The 16,137-nt window shown below is 38.9% G+C and carries 20 protein-coding genes and 1 tRNA gene; 11 read left to right on the top strand and 10 right to left on the bottom strand.

The window, feature by feature from the left end; genetic code table 11:
* Positions 1-19 precede the first annotated feature (19 nt).
* Genes JL001_RS04545 through JL001_RS04555 form a run of 3 tightly spaced genes read left to right on the top strand, consistent with a single transcriptional unit; the run spans position 20 to position 1,344 of the window.
* Positions 20-544 carry a DinB family protein gene (locus JL001_RS04545; RefSeq protein WP_236252714.1) on the top strand — a complete coding sequence of 175 codons (525 nt, stop codon included), beginning with the start codon at positions 20-22 and terminating at the stop codon, positions 542-544.
* 60 nt (positions 545-604) lie between these two features.
* Positions 605-961 carry a nuclear transport factor 2 family protein gene (locus tag JL001_RS04550; protein WP_200974971.1) on the top strand — a complete coding sequence of 119 codons (357 nt, stop codon included), beginning with the start codon at positions 605-607 and terminating at the stop codon, positions 959-961.
* Positions 958-1,344 (top strand): VOC family protein, encoded by a 387-nt coding sequence (locus JL001_RS04555; protein WP_236252715.1) that lies wholly within the window; start codon positions 958-960, stop codon positions 1,342-1,344. Before JL001_RS04550 ends, JL001_RS04555 begins: the two co-directional genes overlap by 4 nt.
* A 13-nt stretch (positions 1,345-1,357) precedes the next feature.
* Here the strand turns inward: JL001_RS04555 and JL001_RS04560 are convergent, their stop codons facing one another.
* From JL001_RS04560 to JL001_RS04575, 4 genes are all read right to left on the bottom strand, one after another.
* The gene (locus JL001_RS04560; RefSeq protein WP_200974972.1) at positions 1,358-1,867 is read right to left on the bottom strand and encodes a hypothetical protein; all 510 of its coding nucleotides are present in this window, start codon (positions 1,865-1,867) and stop codon (positions 1,358-1,360) included.
* Positions 1,868-1,954: 87 nt separating this feature from the next.
* A complete protein-coding gene (locus tag JL001_RS04565) occupies positions 1,955-2,590 on the bottom strand; it encodes a hypothetical protein (RefSeq protein ID WP_200974973.1) in 636 nt (211 codons plus the stop codon).
* A gap of 131 nt (positions 2,591-2,721) precedes the next feature.
* A tRNA-Arg gene (locus JL001_RS04570) sits at positions 2,722-2,793 on the bottom strand.
* A gap of 5 nt (positions 2,794-2,798) precedes the next feature.
* Entirely contained in the window at positions 2,799-3,041 is a 243-nt protein-coding gene (locus tag JL001_RS04575) for a GIY-YIG nuclease family protein (RefSeq protein ID WP_200974974.1), read from the bottom strand.
* 296 nt (positions 3,042-3,337) lie between these two features.
* Between JL001_RS04575 and JL001_RS04580 the strand changes: the two genes are divergently transcribed.
* The 4 genes from JL001_RS04580 to rplS all read left to right on the top strand — a co-directional run bounded on the left by JL001_RS04580 (position 3,338) and on the right by rplS (position 5,595).
* Entirely contained in the window at positions 3,338-3,895 is a 558-nt protein-coding gene (locus JL001_RS04580; RefSeq protein WP_192009504.1) for a 30S ribosomal protein S16, read from the top strand.
* Positions 3,896-3,909: 14 nt separating this feature from the next.
* Positions 3,910-4,440 carry a ribosome maturation factor RimM gene (rimM, locus tag JL001_RS04585; protein WP_200974975.1) on the top strand — a complete coding sequence of 177 codons (531 nt, stop codon included), beginning with the start codon at positions 3,910-3,912 and terminating at the stop codon, positions 4,438-4,440.
* A gap of 3 nt (positions 4,441-4,443) precedes the next feature.
* Positions 4,444-5,130 carry a tRNA (guanosine(37)-N1)-methyltransferase TrmD gene (gene trmD / locus JL001_RS04590; protein ID WP_200974976.1) on the top strand — a complete coding sequence of 229 codons (687 nt, stop codon included), beginning with the start codon at positions 4,444-4,446 and terminating at the stop codon, positions 5,128-5,130.
* A 99-nt stretch (positions 5,131-5,229) separates the two neighbouring features.
* Positions 5,230-5,595 carry a 50S ribosomal protein L19 gene (rplS, locus tag JL001_RS04595; RefSeq protein WP_186757013.1) on the top strand — a complete coding sequence of 122 codons (366 nt, stop codon included), beginning with the start codon at positions 5,230-5,232 and terminating at the stop codon, positions 5,593-5,595.
* Between the two features lie 43 nt (positions 5,596-5,638).
* Here the strand turns inward: rplS and JL001_RS04600 are convergent, their stop codons facing one another.
* Positions 5,639-6,181, bottom strand: a complete 543-nt coding sequence (locus JL001_RS04600; RefSeq protein ID WP_236252716.1) for a 2'-5' RNA ligase family protein — start codon at positions 6,179-6,181, stop codon at positions 5,639-5,641.
* A gap of 185 nt (positions 6,182-6,366) precedes the next feature.
* On the opposite strand from JL001_RS04600, the gene JL001_RS04605 reads away from it, so the two are divergent.
* On the top strand, positions 6,367-7,281 hold the full coding sequence (locus JL001_RS04605) for a universal stress protein (RefSeq protein WP_200974978.1): 915 nt from the start codon (positions 6,367-6,369) through the stop codon (positions 7,279-7,281).
* On the opposite strand, the gene JL001_RS04610 is transcribed toward JL001_RS04605, so the two are convergent.
* Positions 7,278-8,210 (bottom strand): class I SAM-dependent methyltransferase, encoded by a 933-nt coding sequence (locus JL001_RS04610; RefSeq protein ID WP_200974979.1) that lies wholly within the window; start codon positions 8,208-8,210, stop codon positions 7,278-7,280. The genes JL001_RS04605 and JL001_RS04610 overlap by 4 nt on opposite strands.
* 1 nt (position 8,211) lies before the next feature.
* Entirely contained in the window at positions 8,212-9,582 is a 1,371-nt protein-coding gene (locus JL001_RS04615; protein ID WP_200974980.1) for an exopolysaccharide biosynthesis polyprenyl glycosylphosphotransferase, read from the bottom strand.
* A gap of 546 nt (positions 9,583-10,128) precedes the next feature.
* On the opposite strand from JL001_RS04615, the gene JL001_RS04620 reads away from it, so the two are divergent.
* Both JL001_RS04620 and feoB read left to right on the top strand, forming a co-directional pair.
* Complete coding sequence (locus tag JL001_RS04620) at positions 10,129-10,356, top strand: FeoA family protein (RefSeq protein ID WP_200974981.1); 228 nt, start codon at positions 10,129-10,131, stop codon at positions 10,354-10,356.
* A 7-nt stretch (positions 10,357-10,363) separates the two neighbouring features.
* Positions 10,364-12,496 (top strand): ferrous iron transport protein B, encoded by a 2,133-nt coding sequence (gene feoB, locus JL001_RS04625; RefSeq protein WP_200974982.1) that lies wholly within the window; start codon positions 10,364-10,366, stop codon positions 12,494-12,496.
* 166 nt (positions 12,497-12,662) lie between these two features.
* Here the strand turns inward: feoB and JL001_RS04630 are convergent, their stop codons facing one another.
* The 3 genes from JL001_RS04630 to JL001_RS04640 are packed head-to-tail and all read right to left on the bottom strand — an operon-like array spanning position 12,663 to position 15,711.
* The gene (locus JL001_RS04630) at positions 12,663-13,796 is read right to left on the bottom strand and encodes a glycosyltransferase (RefSeq protein WP_200974983.1); all 1,134 of its coding nucleotides are present in this window, start codon (positions 13,794-13,796) and stop codon (positions 12,663-12,665) included.
* Entirely contained in the window at positions 13,789-14,958 is a 1,170-nt protein-coding gene (locus JL001_RS04635) for a glycosyltransferase family 4 protein (protein WP_200974984.1), read from the bottom strand. Before JL001_RS04635 ends, JL001_RS04630 begins: the two co-directional genes overlap by 8 nt.
* 39 nt (positions 14,959-14,997) lie before the next feature.
* Positions 14,998-15,711, bottom strand: coding sequence for a DapH/DapD/GlmU-related protein (locus JL001_RS04640; RefSeq protein WP_200974985.1), 714 nt, complete (start codon positions 15,709-15,711; stop codon positions 14,998-15,000).
* 200 nt (positions 15,712-15,911) lie between these two features.
* On the opposite strand from JL001_RS04640, the gene JL001_RS04645 reads away from it, so the two are divergent.
* A complete protein-coding gene (locus JL001_RS04645; protein WP_200974986.1) occupies positions 15,912-16,121 on the top strand; it encodes a hypothetical protein in 210 nt (69 codons plus the stop codon).
* The last annotated feature ends 16 nt before the right edge of the window (positions 16,122-16,137 follow it).

Raw genomic sequence — 16,137 nt, forward strand, 5'->3', positions numbered from 1 at the left:
TTTCCAAATCTGTAAGATTATGAACATGCAAAACAAAGATGTATTTTCTGAACTTGAAGAGATCAGCAAAAGGCTACTTTTCCTCCTGGAAAGCGCCAACGAATCAGACCTCAACCGAATTCCTTTCGAAGGAAGTTGGACCGCAGCGCAAGTGGGTGACCATTTGCTAAAATCGTATGGGGTGGTAGATACATTGAATGGTCAAACTGAAAATTGTAACCGAGCTGCTGACCAGAAAGTGTGGAACATCAAAAATACCTTTTTGGACTTTTCCCTTAAAATGAAATCCCCAGAAGCCATTCTTCCGGCTTCTGGGGTGATTTCCAAATCACACTTAATAGCCAACTTAAACAAAAAATTGTCTTCATTCAAACTTTTCGAAAATCAAGACCTGACCCTGGAATGTAAAGATTTTACCATTCCTGAATATGGACCCTTCACCCGCTTGGAATGGTTGTGGTTTACCATTTTCCATACCTGCCGTCACACCTACCAGCTTGAAAGGATCCTAGCCAGCTTGAAAGCCAAATATGCGTGGTACTGAATTCCTTGTATATTGATAACTTTAAAGCTCAGTAACAAAGAATAACAAATTGAAAACCTTATGACCGAGAAAGGAAAGTTCCTAAAAAACTTTAATGAAGCGTTTGCTACTGGTGATCTGGATACCATTCTAGATTCATTGACAGATGATATTGAGTGGAATATTGTTGGAGATAAAACAATCTTGGGAAAGGCTGCTGTACAAAGTGAACTTCAGCAAATGATGCCAAAAGCTCCCCTTAAAATAAGCTTGGACCAAATTATTACCCACGGAAAGGAAGCTGCAGTAAGTGGGAAAATAAAGATGGGTGATGAAAGTCTCTACGCCTTTTGTGACACTTATGAATTTAGCAGCTTCAAAAATCCAAAGATCAAAAAGATGGTTTCTTTCGTTATTAAAATAAACCAACTCAAATGATCATGTTAGAATCCAGCAAAGCATTTGGTAGTTTCGCCGTAAATAATCTAGAAGAAGCCAAGGATTTTTACACAAATACCCTTGGTTTGAAAGTCACTGATCACCCTATGGGCTTATTGGAATTGCATACCCCCAGCAACCAAGCCATCATCATTTACCCCAAGCCAGACCATATACCCGCAACATTCACCATCTTAAACTTCCCTGTAAAAAATCTAGAGAAGACGGTGGATGCACTTATCATAAAGGGAGTAACCTTTGAACAATACACCGGACAAATTCAAACCAACGAAAAGGGAATTTCAAAAAGCAAGCACGGCCCCCATATTGCCTGGTTCAAGGATCCTGCAGGGAATATCCTTTCATTGATAGAGGAAGGTTAATGGAAGAAACAAATTATAGCTTAACACGCTCAAGTGTATCTCCAAAAATAATAAGAGCATCAGGAAAAATCATCAGATATTCTATTGTATCAACCTTACTTCTAAATTCATCAGTACAGTTTTGAAATAGGAGATAAGAATGTCCATTAGAATTGTATAAAGAAAAATTAGAAGAAAATCCGCTATTTAATCCAGATCCCTCATTTTGTCTTTCATCAATATTCAAATCATATTGGGAAAGTTTACCTTCATTTTTATTTTCAAACTGAAATTCAAGTACTTGGATTTGCCTAGATAGACCGATATCTATGATAGAATCATCAATATGAGAAATCTTATAAATTCCCGAATCGGTTCTAACTGTAATCCGCTCCATTCCAAATGGTTCAACTATATCTTCTATTTCAAAAGTATCGCTCACATAATAAATATTATTAGTAATATCCCACATACCTTCTAATGGCCGATGATGAGGTGAACAGCTAAAGAAAACGACAATCATTATTGACAAAAACATTTTCATTTCTTGCAATTTCTATTTCATGGAATGAATTTGCTCATTCCGAATTAGAAAACAATTTCACTTTCTAATATCGATAAAGAGCCTCATCTATTTATTTACAAGATCCTTTTCTGTTATCTTTTCCCAATATTCTTTTAGATTTGAGGCCTTCTTAAAAAATGATTTTAAAATAGTAATTGAAAAAATCATTCCTACTAAGAGCATTAAAAAATTCCAATACCAGATTAATGGCTTCTCATTAAGCTTAATTAAAATACAGTTCTTATCTATATTTATTAATTCGGACTCTATCATTTTAAAATCTTCAAAATCTAAGTTTTCAAAACCAGATTTTACCAAACCCCTTATAGGCTCACCAGCATCAGGAATACACCCTCCATCTTCAGCACAGTATGGACTTTGTTTATCTAACCTTACAAAAACCTTAATATTTATGGGTTTCTTTTGAACCAATTTATCATATTGAGCGGAGCTTATAATGGGGTAAATCACATCAATATCACCACCTCTGTCCGGTTGGTAGAAAATAGAATTCCCTTTTAATGGGATTCCGTTAGATATTTCCAAATTCCTTTCAGAGTGAATTTCAACCTCTTCAAACTCCCCAATATCATATCGAGTCAACTCTCCATGATAAATATTAATTAATATTCCATCTATTCCTTTCCAAGCAACAAAAATAAATAACCCTCCAAAAATAAATTTATATAAAACAGTTTGCATTTGTAAAAAAGCTTAATTCTAGCAATTTTATGTTAAGACCTATCGTATTTGAAAAGTAAGTAATTAATTATAAACGAACTTTATTGAGTATAAAAAAAAGCCGAAATAAAAATTTCAGCTTTACCATATTGTAGTCCCGACAGGAATCGAACCTGTATCTAAAGTTTAGGAAACTTCTATTCTATCCATTGAACTACGGGACCATTTATTAATGTGTAAATAGGGTCTTCAATTTTTCTTTCCCTATTCCTGATTTCCAATATTTTTCTCTTTTTCTGGCAAGCGCCCGCGATTCAACCTCCTCTTTGTAAATCAACTTCCATGGGGTAAACCCTTTGGTAGACTTCGTCTTACCAGCATTATGCTCCTCTAATCTCCTTTCGAGATCAGAGGTAAAGCCAACATAAATCCTTTTGGCTACTTCACTCCTTAGTGCATATACCGTGTACACCTTTCTACTGCTCTAAATCACGTTCTCAAACTTCCCTGCCTGCCGGCAGGCAGGTATTCTATCCATTGAACTACGGGACCAGGATATTATGTTTGTCTTCAAAATAGGAAGGTACTGAATACCTCACAGGATGTTGAAGGAACAACCCTCTATTTTCGAGCCGCAATTTAAAACATATTTTTTTTAAACTACAAATATTCCTTGGCTAACTTGTTCTTTTCAAGATAAATCCGCTATCTTTGCATTCCAAATTTACGATGGACGGGATCCATCAATTAACTTAATATCAATATACTATGGCAGTAAAAATCAGATTAGCACGTAGAGGTAGAAAAAGAATGGCCATCTATGATGTAGTTGTAGCTGATGCAAGAGCTCCACGTGATGGACGCTTTATCGAAAAAATCGGATCTTATAACCCGAACACTGACCCTGCTTCTATCAACATCAACAATGAGCGCGCTCTACAGTGGTTGTTGAATGGTGCACAACCTACAGACACGGTAAAAGCAATGCTTTCTTACCGAGGTGTATTATTGAAAAAACACCTTCAAATCGGTGTATTGAAAGGTGCTATCTCTCAAGAAGAGGCTGACAAGAAATTTGACGCTTGGAAAGAGGAAAAAGAAGCAGCTATCACTGGCAAGGTGGACAAATTGGCTAAAGCCAAAGCAGACGCACGTCAGAAAGCCCTTGATGCCGAGACTGCTAAAAACACAGCTCGTCTAGAGGCTATCCAAAAAAGAGAAGAAGAAGCTAAGGCTGCTGCCGCTGCTGAAGAGGCTGCTGCATCTGAGGAGGCTCCTGCAGAAGGAGAAGCTTCTGAATCTAGCGAAGAAGAAACTCAAGGTTAATTACGCGCTTTTCCATGAACAAGGAGAATTGTTTCCAGATAGGTTACATTGCTAAGGTTCATGGACTCCAAGGAGAAGTAACGGCCGTCCTTGATGTGGATTATCCAGAGGAATATGAAGACATCGAGCATGTCTTTCTGGATAAAAACAACAGACTGGCACCTTACTTTCTTGAGCATTTTGTCTCACAACCCAATGGTCGGGTATTGGCCAAGTTTGAAGGTTATGATGACAAGAGCGCTGCAGAAACCTTAGTGGGTTCTGTGCTTTACCTTCCACTAAAAGATCTTCCTCAGCTTGATGATGACCAATATTATTATCATGAGCTAGTGGGTTTTGAAGTAGAAGATGAGTCCCGAGGAGTAATAGGAAGTGTGCAAGTAATATATGACCTTCAAACCCAGTATTTGATCGGGTTAGACTACCAAGGAAAAGAAGTCTTGATTCCCATTCAAGATGACATTATTCTCAAGGTAGACAAGGCAGCAAAAAAAGTTTTCTGCCGATTGCCGGAAGGCTTGCTTGAAATTTATCTAGAGGAATAGACCATGCAGATTGATATAATCACTGTGGTACCTGGTCTTTTGGAAGGCCCTTTCTCTCACTCTATTTTAAAAAGAGCGGAAGATAAAGGCTTGGCCAAAGTCAAGGTACATGACCTGAGGGATTATGGCATCGGTAAACAAAGGCAAGTCGATGATTATGCTTTTGGTGGCGGTGCAGGAATGGTGATGATGGTAGAACCTTTGTCCAAGTGTATCGAAACACTCAAAAGTCAAAGGGAATACGATGAAATCATCTACATGACCCCAGACGGTAAGACGCTTGATCAGCAAATGGCCAATTCCCTATCCTTGAAAGGCAACTTGATGATCCTTTGTGGTCATTACAAAGGTGTGGACGAGCGGATCAGACAAAAGTACATTACGCAAGAAATCAGCATTGGTGACTTTGTCCTTTCCGGAGGAGAGCTCGCTGCAGCGGTTTTGGCCGACGCAGTAATTCGACTGATCCCAGGAGTTCTCAACGATGAGACTTCTGCCTTGACCGATTCCTTTCAGGATGGCTTGCTAGCTCCTCCGATCTATACCCGGCCTGCTGAATACGATGGCATGAAAGTTCCAGAAATTTTGCTTTCAGGACACAATGAAAAGATTGCCAACTGGAGGTTTGAAGAATCGGTTCGCCGCACTAAAGAAAGAAGGCCTGACCTATTGGAAGGGAGAGATTTCTGAAAAGGCGATTAACGTAAATAATTGATAATTAATTGAATAAAAAAGATAATTGCATACCTTTGCAATTCGAATTTGCGATAAGCACATAAATATAAAGATATGAGCGAACTACTTAAAATTGTAGAAGAGGAATACAAAGACGTAAGAGCTAAGTTCCCTTCTTTCAAGGCAGGAGATACGATCAACGTTCACGTTAGAATTAAAGAGGGTAACAAAGAGCGTATCCAGCAGTTCCAAGGTACCGTGATCCAGAGAAAGAACGTTAACTCTAACGGAGAAACTTTCACTGTAAGAAAAATCTCAAGCGGTATCGGTGTTGAAAGAATTTTCCCTATCCTAGGTCCAAGCATCGAGAAAATCGAGCTTTTGAGATCTGGTAAAGTAAGAAGAGCTAGACTTTACTACCTAAGAGGTCGTCAAGGTAAAGCGGCAAGAGTAAAAGAAAAAATCCACGTGAAGAAGTAATTCTTCACCATAATAAAAAAGGGAATCAGCTTGATTCCCTTTTTTATTTCCCCTCCAAATTAAATTCCTTGATCACATACCAGCGGTAATTTATTTTTTTCAACAGGGCCACTTTCTTCACCTCCATTTTCCCATAAAAACCTTTGGCCTTTACCATCGACCAACATTCATCAAAGTAACGATCCTTCAGGTCACTGTACACCAAAGTCATATGAGGTGTGTAAGCTTTATCACTCAACTCCTGCACTTGCTTTAGCTCTACTTTGCAAAACTGACCAAGTGATTGCTGTAAAGTCGGCAACTCTTCGCCATGTCTAACCCTGGCATACATGATCCTTTTACCAAACCGACCAATCCCTTTAAATTCAATGGGAAAAGACTTAAAGCCCGCAAAAAAGGCCATCAAAAGTTCCGCTAGCTTTCCCTCCTTTTTCTCACTATAAACAAAAGGCATTTTTAGCGTTACATGGGCGGGAGACTTGAGGGCATGCTTGGCATTGTACTTCTCCAGCACTTCCTGCTTTATGGCCAAAGCATCAGCTTGAATGCCTTCATCAGGAACAATTGCCAGAAAGTATTTCATCATGTTTTTTGCCATTGGAGTAACTGATTCTGTTTAATTATTGCTTCGATAAAAACTTATTAAAATGGCTACATCTATACAAATCTAGGATTTATTCCACTAAAAATTTAAATGAATACAATTATTGCCATTTACTTTTGAAGCTCCCATCTATCTATTAAATTGTTCCAAATCCGTGAATCACAACTATGGAAAAAAGAAACATCGCTTTAATAGGTTTGGACCTGAGCAAAATGGACCAAGTCATACTTGACAACACCAAAAAGGTCATCAAACTATTAAATCTTGAGAAAATTTACTTTATGCATATCTCCGAGAATTTAGCTCTCCCGGAGGACATCACCAGCACCTACCCAAACCTTTTGGCTCCAGTAGATGAAAGTATAGAGCTGGGAATAAAAAAGAAAGTGGATGAATTGGGCATTTCTGATGAGGTGGCAGTTGAAGTAACCGCAGAGGAAGGCAATCCTATGGACAGCCTATTGAGATGGTCAAAAATAAAGAATGCTGACTTTATTATCATGGGACGTAAAACCGAATTGGAAGGCAGTGGTACCTTACCAAAGAGGATTGCCCAAAAAGCTCCCAACTCTGTGCTTTTCATTACCGAAGGAATGGATGATAAGCAGTTTAAAAAAATTCTGGTACCTATAGATTTCTCCAGCCATACTGAATTGATTTTGGAAAAAGTAGAGAGGTTTATCAAGAACCACCAAGATGCGGAGATCAAATATATCCACGTATATGATGTACCGATAGGCTACCATAAAACGGGTAAGTCCTATGAGGAATTTGCAGAGATCATGCGTCAGAATGCCCAAAAGGAATTTGAAAAAATGGTCAAACAACATAAAATTGAATACCATCCTTGTGACTTTGTACTAAAAGACAAAGCCAGCAATGCTGACCATATCTTGACTACAGCCGAAGAAAACGATACTGATTTAATCATCATTGGTAGCCGTGGAAGAAGTAATTCCGCTGCATTGCTTTTGGGAAGTGTGGCTGAAAGGTTGGTCCATATCAATCATAAAATCCCCATGCTAGTCATTAAAAGAAAGGGTGAGAATATGGGTTTCTTACAAGCCCTTTTGAATATTTAACTTTTTACAAAGTAAAAGCAGGCCTGATCCCCTTGTCCCTCCAAGTTCAACTGGAGGGACTTCTTTTTGTATATTTCCATCTGCTCTTTAGAAAACAGTTCTGATTTTAGCGCCTCTTTGTGTGTGACCCCCATCTTATTAGCCTCACTTCCCCAAAATTGAAAGGGAGTACTATCATAAACAATCTTTTTTAGCAAAAGGCCACACTCCTTGGCCATATCCTTAATGGACTTCTCACTATGGAGGAATATATGCCTTGGAGCATCCAGCTGGACCCAGTCGGATCCATAATGTCTCCAAGCTTCTTTGTCCGCTAATGGTATCCTAATAAGCAACTGTCCACCTTCATTAAGAAGTTCAACAGCTTTCTGCATCACTTGTCTTGGGTTATCCATGTGCTCAAAAGAATGGTGCATCATGATACAATCAAAACTCTCCTGAACCTCGAAAATGGATTTCTTCAACAGCTTAAGTCCGGGCTTTATCTCCTTACTCTTGGACATAAATGGATCAATTCCAACTAATGAAGTATAACCACTAACCGACCATTCATAAAGAAGTTGTCCATTTCCGCAACCCACATCGGCTATTTTGCTTGAAAAAGGCAGGTTGAGCTCCTGAAGCCAATCCCCATAATGGTAGTGCTTAAAATAACTTAAATTGGTGGTTTTAAATAACCTAAAGTGAACAGTTTTCAGAAACCTCCTAAACCATGAGGAAGTATTGATTTCACCTAGAGAATAGTAATCTGTGGGATAATATTCACCTAAATTCTTTGGAACCTCCACTATTTGAATAGCCTTACAATTACTACATTCCAAATAATCAAAACTCTCCTGAAAACCAAACATCATTTCCTTTACAGGAAAAACCGAATTCCCTTCTATGTTGCCACAAAGCTTACACGCTAGGGGCCTTAATTCCTGCATATTAATAAACGTTGTCCCTGTTGAATCCCAGTTCGCGAATGGTTTTGGCAACGATGGTCATATCCATCCACATTGACCAATTCTGAATATAAAAATAATCCAAACGTACCCTAGACCTAATTTGGTAGGGACGAATGATCTCCCCTCTGTAGCCTTTCACTTGAGCAAGTCCTGTAATTCCGGGCTTGATTTTATGGCGGGCATTGTATTTCTCTATCTGCGTACGAAATGTCTCATTCATCGGTACAGTATGAGGCCTAGGTCCCACAATGGACATATCTCCAATCAGAACATTCAAGAACTGTGGCATTTCATCCAATGAGGTACTTCGCAAAAAGGTTCCAATTCTGGTCACACGCGGGTCATTTTTGGTTGCCTGCAAAGTGTCAGCATAATCATTGGGAGTCATTGACCTGAACTTTAAACACTTAAAAACCTTATTGTTTTCTCCGTTCCTTAATTGGATAAAGAATATCGACCCTTTAGACTCCAGTTTGATCAATAGTCCTACCAAAGGAATCATCCAACTTAGGACAAACACAGTGATGAACAAAGAAAATAAGATATCGAAAGCTCTTTTACTCACTCTATTAATAGCGCTATCCAAAGGAATCGCATTGACATTGATGACAAAAAAGTCACCATATTTGGAAAAGGATAGTTTTTTCTCAAGTTGAAGGTTCCCTCCCGGAATCACCTTTACCTTAATGTAATTTTCATCAGCATAATGGATGATTCTTTTCATAGTGGGTAGGTCTAGCCTTTCATTGATATAAATCAAATCCAAATCCATATCCCTTACTTCTCGGAAAAAGTCATCCAAACCACCCCTTGTCTCTAAACAAGTACTCACATCATCGTAATAACCCAAAAAATTAATTCCAAAATCCTTTCTGCTTTGGAAAACCTTAGCCAGTTTATAGCTCGTACCACCTTTTCCAATAATCACTGCATTTCTATAGTTCCCTCCTTTTGAGCGATACTGTTTAAGAGCAATGTGTACCGATACCCGATATACACTGAGCAAAAACATCATACTTCCTGCATTGACCAATAAAAACAGCCTGCTCAGATGGTAAGCCTGAAACGCAATCCATAAAACTGAAATAATGGAAAAGAACCAGAGTATCGAGCCAAATAACCTTTGAAGTGTAAATAGGTAATCTGTAGTTCTTCCAACTTTGTAATCCTTTCTGAAAGCTACCAAGGTCAACCAGATCATCAGATACAACCCATAGAGGGAAGTGTTCATGTCACTGATTGTAATATATTGTGAAACCACTATATGTGTTATTAGCAATGATATTCCAATTACTAAAATATCGCCCAGAAGAAATAACCAAGGAAAGTATTTGTAAAACCGTCTCGCCATAAAAATGATACTATTGTACTATGTCATTTAACGCTACAGCAATTTAAATACCATGTTCTTTTCGTTGTAAAAAATTGCTTAGGCTCTTGATGAAATAATTTTCCTTAAATTTTAATTAAGGTTCAGTAAAATTATAAAAATTTATCTTTTATCCATCATTAAATATCTGTTAATATAAAGTTATAATCATTCGACTGTTTAGATCAATACGCTAAATCAGATTAGATCATAAAGAAAATGTCGGTAACTTAACTGCATAAAAAAAGAATGGGATAAGCAGCGGTACAATTACCCAAATTGCCCATCCATGACATCACTTTATCGTTTATTCACATTGGCCTATATTATATAAGTATAATCGTTGAAAATATATTTTAATTCCTAAAACAAAACCTAGATTTCATCAGCTTAAAAGCCTATTAATCTGCCCAATTTTATCCATGCCTCCTACCAAAAAAGCATCAAGATTTAATCAAAAACAGAACGAATTTTAATCTTTTTCCGTTAATTTTGCAACAATTTAGATTTAATCTAATTTCACTATCTATGAGTACGGCCGATCAATTAGAGCAAGGAAAGATGGCGATAATCCAACAGATTATTCCAAGCGAGCTTACCCTACACTTAATGGAAATGGGTTTCCTACCTGGAAAACGCATTTCTCTTTTACAAAGAGCCCCGCTAAAAGACCCTTTGGCTTTTAAGCTGGAAAATACAGTGATAGCCTTAAGAAAAGCTGAAGCTCAGCTGATCCAAGTGACATTAGAAAATTGATTCTTTTATGCCAGAAGTACTGACACCTACCCAACAATCCACATTTACTATTGCATTAATAGGAAACCCCAATGTAGGTAAAACAACCATCTTTAACAGGTTGACGGGATTACGCCAGAAGGTGGGAAATTACCCTGGAGTGACGGTCGACAAGAGATTTGCCAATATAAAAATCGGAGAACAAGAAGCGACTATTCTTGACTTGCCGGGAACTTACAGTATTTACCCTAATTCGGAGGATGAAGTAATCGTGCATAGGGTGCTTAACGGCCTTGATCAAGGTAATAGACCCGATTTTGTATTGGCGGTAGTGGATATGTCCAGCATGGAAAGAGGACTTTTTCTGGTCACTCAAATTATGGATTTGGGACTACCTATGGCCATCGTATTGAATATGGAAGATACCGCGGCGGATCAAGGCATAAAAGTAAAGACACATGCATTGTACCAATCTTTAGGTGTACCGATCATCCAATCCAATGCCCGCAGTAATAAGGGAATAGATGGAATACTTGACCTGATTGGACAAAAGATGTTTGAGAAACCTCAGCCTTTTTTAAGCACTGAAGATCTTTTGCCTCTTGAACTTTCTTCTGCCGTTCAAGAAAAATTTGGATTGAAAAATAGTTATCAAGCTTATCAACTTATCCGATTCCATCAAAGTGAGCCATTAATTGATCAAAATGACAAACTCTGGTTAGAGCATCAGTTAGCTAAGGCTGAATACGACATCAAAAAGACACAACTGGAAGAAACGCAGCAAAGATACGCTGGCATTCAACAAGTCTTGTCTTCAGCAATTGAAAAGACCGATATTCAGAGAAAGAGATTAACGGACAAGCTAGATAGTGTATTCCTTCATAAAGTCGGAGGCTATGCGATCTTTATAGGTATATTGTTAGTGATCTTTCAGGCTGTTTTCGCTTGGTCAGCCATGCCTATGGACCTGATAGATGGTTTCTTTGCCACACTCAGTGCCACAGTAGCTAACCTCTTGCCCGCAGGAGTTTTGACTAAGCTGATTACTGAAGGGATAATTCCCGGGATTGGTGGCGTGGTCATCTTTATTCCTCAAATTGCCCTACTATTTGCCTTTTTGGGAATTCTTGAAGATACTGGCTATATGTCAAGGGTAGTGTTCTTAATGGATAGGATCATGAGACCTTTTGGACTCAATGGTAAAAGTGTAGTTCCTTTGATATCTGGTATTGCCTGTGCAATCCCTGGGATAATGGCTACGAGAAATATTGGTAATTGGAAAGACAGATTGATCACTATCATGGTTACTCCATTGATGAGCTGTTCTGCAAGATTGCCTGTTTATGTGATTTTGATAGGCATTGCTGTTCCGGAATCTTATGTGGGCCCGTTTAATCTCCAAGCGGTGGCGTTATTGGGGATGTACTTATTGGGAATAATAGCGGTGCTTTTCACATCTTGGATTTTGAAACTGGCCTTAAAATTCAAAGAAAAGAGCTATCTGATGGTGGAAATGCCATTATATAGACTTCCAAGGTGGAAAGATGTGTTGATCACCATGTACTCCAAATCCAAGACTTTCGTGTTTGCCGCTGGAAAGGTGATTTTGACCATTTCAATAATTCTATGGGTATTGGCTTCCTATGGGCCATCCAGTGTTCGTGAAGAGACTATTGCTAAGGTTGAAGTTCCTGCTGACAATGCTGCTCAAGAAGAGTTGGATCTTTATGAGAGCCAACTTGCATCTGCTGAGCTAGAATCATCGTACATAGGAATAATGGGTAAGTTCATTGAACCGACCATCAGGCCTTTAGGATATGATTGGAAAATTGGGATTGCACTGATAACTTCCTTTGCCGCCCGTGAGGTATTTGTCTCTACCATAGCAACACTCTACAGTGTGGGTAGTGATGTGGAAGATGAATTGACCATTCAGCAAAAGTTGGAGAGTGAGGTCAATCCTGAGACCGGGGAAAAAGTATTTAATCTGGCAACTGCCTTTTCGCTGATAGTGTTCTATGCATTTGCCATGCAATGTATGAGTACGTTGGCAGTGGTTTACAGAGAGACTAAAGGCTGGAAATGGCCAGTTATCCAAACCGTTTACATGACCGCCTTAGCTTATGTATCCGCTTGGGTAGTCTATCAAATATTGTCTTAGAAAAGAAATTGATTATGTGGCAGGAAATTATCGTGTGGACTTTATTTGCAGGCATCATTGGCTGGAAAGTTTTCCAATATGCCAAGCCTAAAAAAACCAATCACCTAGACTGTGGGTGTGGAAAATGTGACACCCTAAAATCAACTAAAAATTAAAAATAGGTCTTTCAGGATTTTTTGGACAATTCCTGAAAGACCTCAATATATTGGTCGGTGACATGGTCCCAATCATATTTTTGGGTCAACCCTTTTTGTGAGTTTTCCCTTAAACTTTTCATTTCTTCTGGAGCACTTTCTGCTTTGGCCACCACCTCACTTACCTTTTCCTCCGTCTTGCCAAAATACCATCCATATTCCCCATTTTGAAGCATCTCTTGATTGAAAGGTGTATCCAAAGCCAAAATAGCACATCCATAGCCCAAAGCCTTCAGCATGGCCGGATTGGTACCACCATATTCATGACCATGAAAGTAGGCATAACAGTTTTGGTACAATGCAGCCAGTTCATACGGATCCTTCACATAGCCTGTAAAAAGCAACCGTTCATCAGGTAAATCCTTTAGTCTTTCAGCAAAGGTATCTTTATAAGGAACATCTCCTACCACCACCAACTTTCTTTTGGAAGCGGACTTTGTGAACCCTTCAATGATCAAATCCGCATTGTTATCTGGCACCAATCTCCCCACGATCAGATAATAATCCTCTTTGACCAAATCCCATTTACTTATCAATGTAGGATCAGCCCTTAAGCCTGGGTTGGAACCATAGGCGATTACTCTTGAGGAAGCATCAAAAAGCTCCTCATAGACCCTCTGCATTTCATCCGAATCATTGATGATTTGATCATAGAATTTGGTCGCCATTTTTGAGGCCCAATAAAAGTACTTGGCACCTACTCCCTTCCATTTGGGGCGAAGCCACTCCAAACCATCTACATTGATGGCTGTTGGTTTTCGAAAAATTTTAGAGATCAAACCAAAGGGTCCATTTCCACTATTGACCACAAATATCACATCCGCCTTAGAGAAGCAAGCATGAATCATGGAGAAAAAAGAATGGGTCAGTTGCGTAAAGGATTTGGATTCAATGGCAGGCATATAGACCAAGTCTATCCCATTGACCTGCTTTGGTCGGTCTTTGAACAAAGAACGGTGACAGTAAACAGTTACTTTTATACCCTTCTTCACCAATCGCTCTCCCAGCTCCTTGATCATGGTGTCATAGCCACCATACACATAGGGATACCCTTTTGCCCCAAAGATGGCCACTCTCAATGGCTTCTTCTCTTTCACTTTAGACATTGTGCTTGTTTTGGGGAAGTAGGGATTTGAAGATCTCTCCCATATTGTTCATGTAAGCTTCTATGGAAAAATTGTCCATCACCTTTTTTTGCCCCGCTCTTCCCATTTCCATTCTCAGTCCTTCATTTTTGATCAGGGAATCAAAAACCAAAGCAGCTTTGTTTGCTTGATCCCAAGGCACCAAATAACCGGTTTCTTGATCCAACACCATTTCTGTGGCTCCACCATGAGCAGTCGCCACTACAGGCTTTCCTGCAGCCATTGCTTCCAAAACAGTGGTGGGCAATGGGTCAGGCAGAATAGATGGAAGCATAAATATGTCCAAGCCACTCATGATGTTTGGAATATCTGTACGGTACCCCAAATTGGTCACTTTATCCACCAATTCATTCTCTTTGATTTTGGTTTTGATTTCATCGTATAAGTATTCATAGCCCTCAAAGGCATCTCCTACCATCACAAAATGAATGTTTTGATGTCGCTTGGCCAACTCCTTTGCCACATCAAGAAAGTAGGTCTGACCCTTCCAAAAATGTACACGGGCAATCATGCCAATCAAGACCGTATTCTGATCAATCCCTATTTCCTTCTTTAAATCATATTTGGCCTGCTTAAACGGTAGATAATCGATACCATTGTAGACTACTTTTAACTTGTTCTTCTCTACACCAGAAGAATAATTGTTCGCAGTAGCTTGAGAAACGCAAATTACAAGGTCACCAGTCTTTTGAAGCAAGGCTTCAATAAACTTTTTAAACCAATTTGGCTGTTCAATAATTTCCCTTACATGCCAAATATGTCTCAACCCAATACTCTTCGCTACCCAAGCCCCTACCCAAACGGCTGTAGTATTGGTATAAATTAGTCGTACATTGTACTTTTTAACTAGATTTTTCAATTCGTTTGAAGCATTTTTCATATGCTTCATTCTATTGATTAACCCTTGTAAGTTGAAGTATTTTCTTCTGATTACGCCTAATCTAATAATCAAAACCTCAATACCTTCTTCCCTAATTGCATCAGCTAAAGATCCCTCTGAAGAAAGAATAACAATCGGTCGAATTCCTTCTTTCTTCATTCCCAAAACAGATCTTATCAAACTTCTGCTTGCTCCATAAAGATCGGTAGAGCTATGCAATACCAATACCGTTTCTTGATTCATTTTATTTGTTGGTACTTTCAAACAAATTGGCCTGTGGCTTTATTTAAAGGAATTTCTAGACTTAATTACCTTCGCTGGATTTCCTCCAACAATTGAATAAGGGGGAATATCTTTAGTGACAACACTTCCGGCAGCCACCACCGATCCTTTGCCGACCGTTACTCCTGCCAAAATTATGGAATTACTGGCAATCCAGCAATCATCTTCTATCTTGGCAAAGGACCTAGTCACCCCTTGTTCCATCATCGGGCTTTCGGTGTCGTCAAAATTATGGTTTTCGGAATAAATGCTTACCCTGGGCGACATCATCACATTATCACCAATTTCAATATATCCAGAACAGCCGATATATGCATAATGGCCTATACTGGAGTTATTCCCTACTTTTAGTCCGATACCAGGCTCTCCCCCATAGAGGTTGGTAGGACGGATAATGGCGTAGTTACCTACTGTAACCTTATCGCCAAATATGATGCCTTTTTGGGAAAGACAATTGATCTCACAGTTATCCTGAGCGATAAAATTCTTACCAACGGAAAGGTACCGGGCTTGGCGAATGGTAACTCGCTTTCCGATCAGCAACATACCTTTTGAGGATCTGAACCACATTCTGCGGAAACTCCCGCGAACAAACCACACAGTCATGCGCAACAATACGCCTAAGGTGGAAAGGCTGTCCCAGTCTTCATTGAATCGGTCATTTAAGTCCAAACCAGTGATTTTATTTATGGTTTGCTTAATCAGGTTAGGCATCAGTTAGTATACAATTATTTCCGTTTAAGAGGTCAAATTTAAATTGTTTATACAAAAAAAATGAATTTGTTGTTTAACTTTAATAATGTTAATCCAATTTTTAAAATTACTATAGGTTATGAAGAAGTTATTGTTTTTATTTTTATCCCTACCTCTTTATTCTTCTAAGTTGCTACGATCAAGATGAAAACCCAAACTTAATGAAAGTTAGGGAAATTGCATGGAACGGCATTGATGAGGGGGAATTTGGCAAGGAGTCAGTCACTATTGACTGGAGAAAAGCCAATGTAGAAGTCGAGGATGATAACTATAAAGTGATTTTCAGCACTACTCATGTTACACTCGGCCCCAATATAGTTTATGTCGATATTGAAACTATGGAAATCGAAGGTTTAGCTCCACGGTATTGAGAATAATCATCTAACG

Origin of the sequence: Echinicola sp. 20G (assembly GCF_015533855.1) — a bacterium.
Taxonomy (GTDB): domain Bacteria; phylum Bacteroidota; class Bacteroidia; order Cytophagales; family Cyclobacteriaceae; genus Echinicola.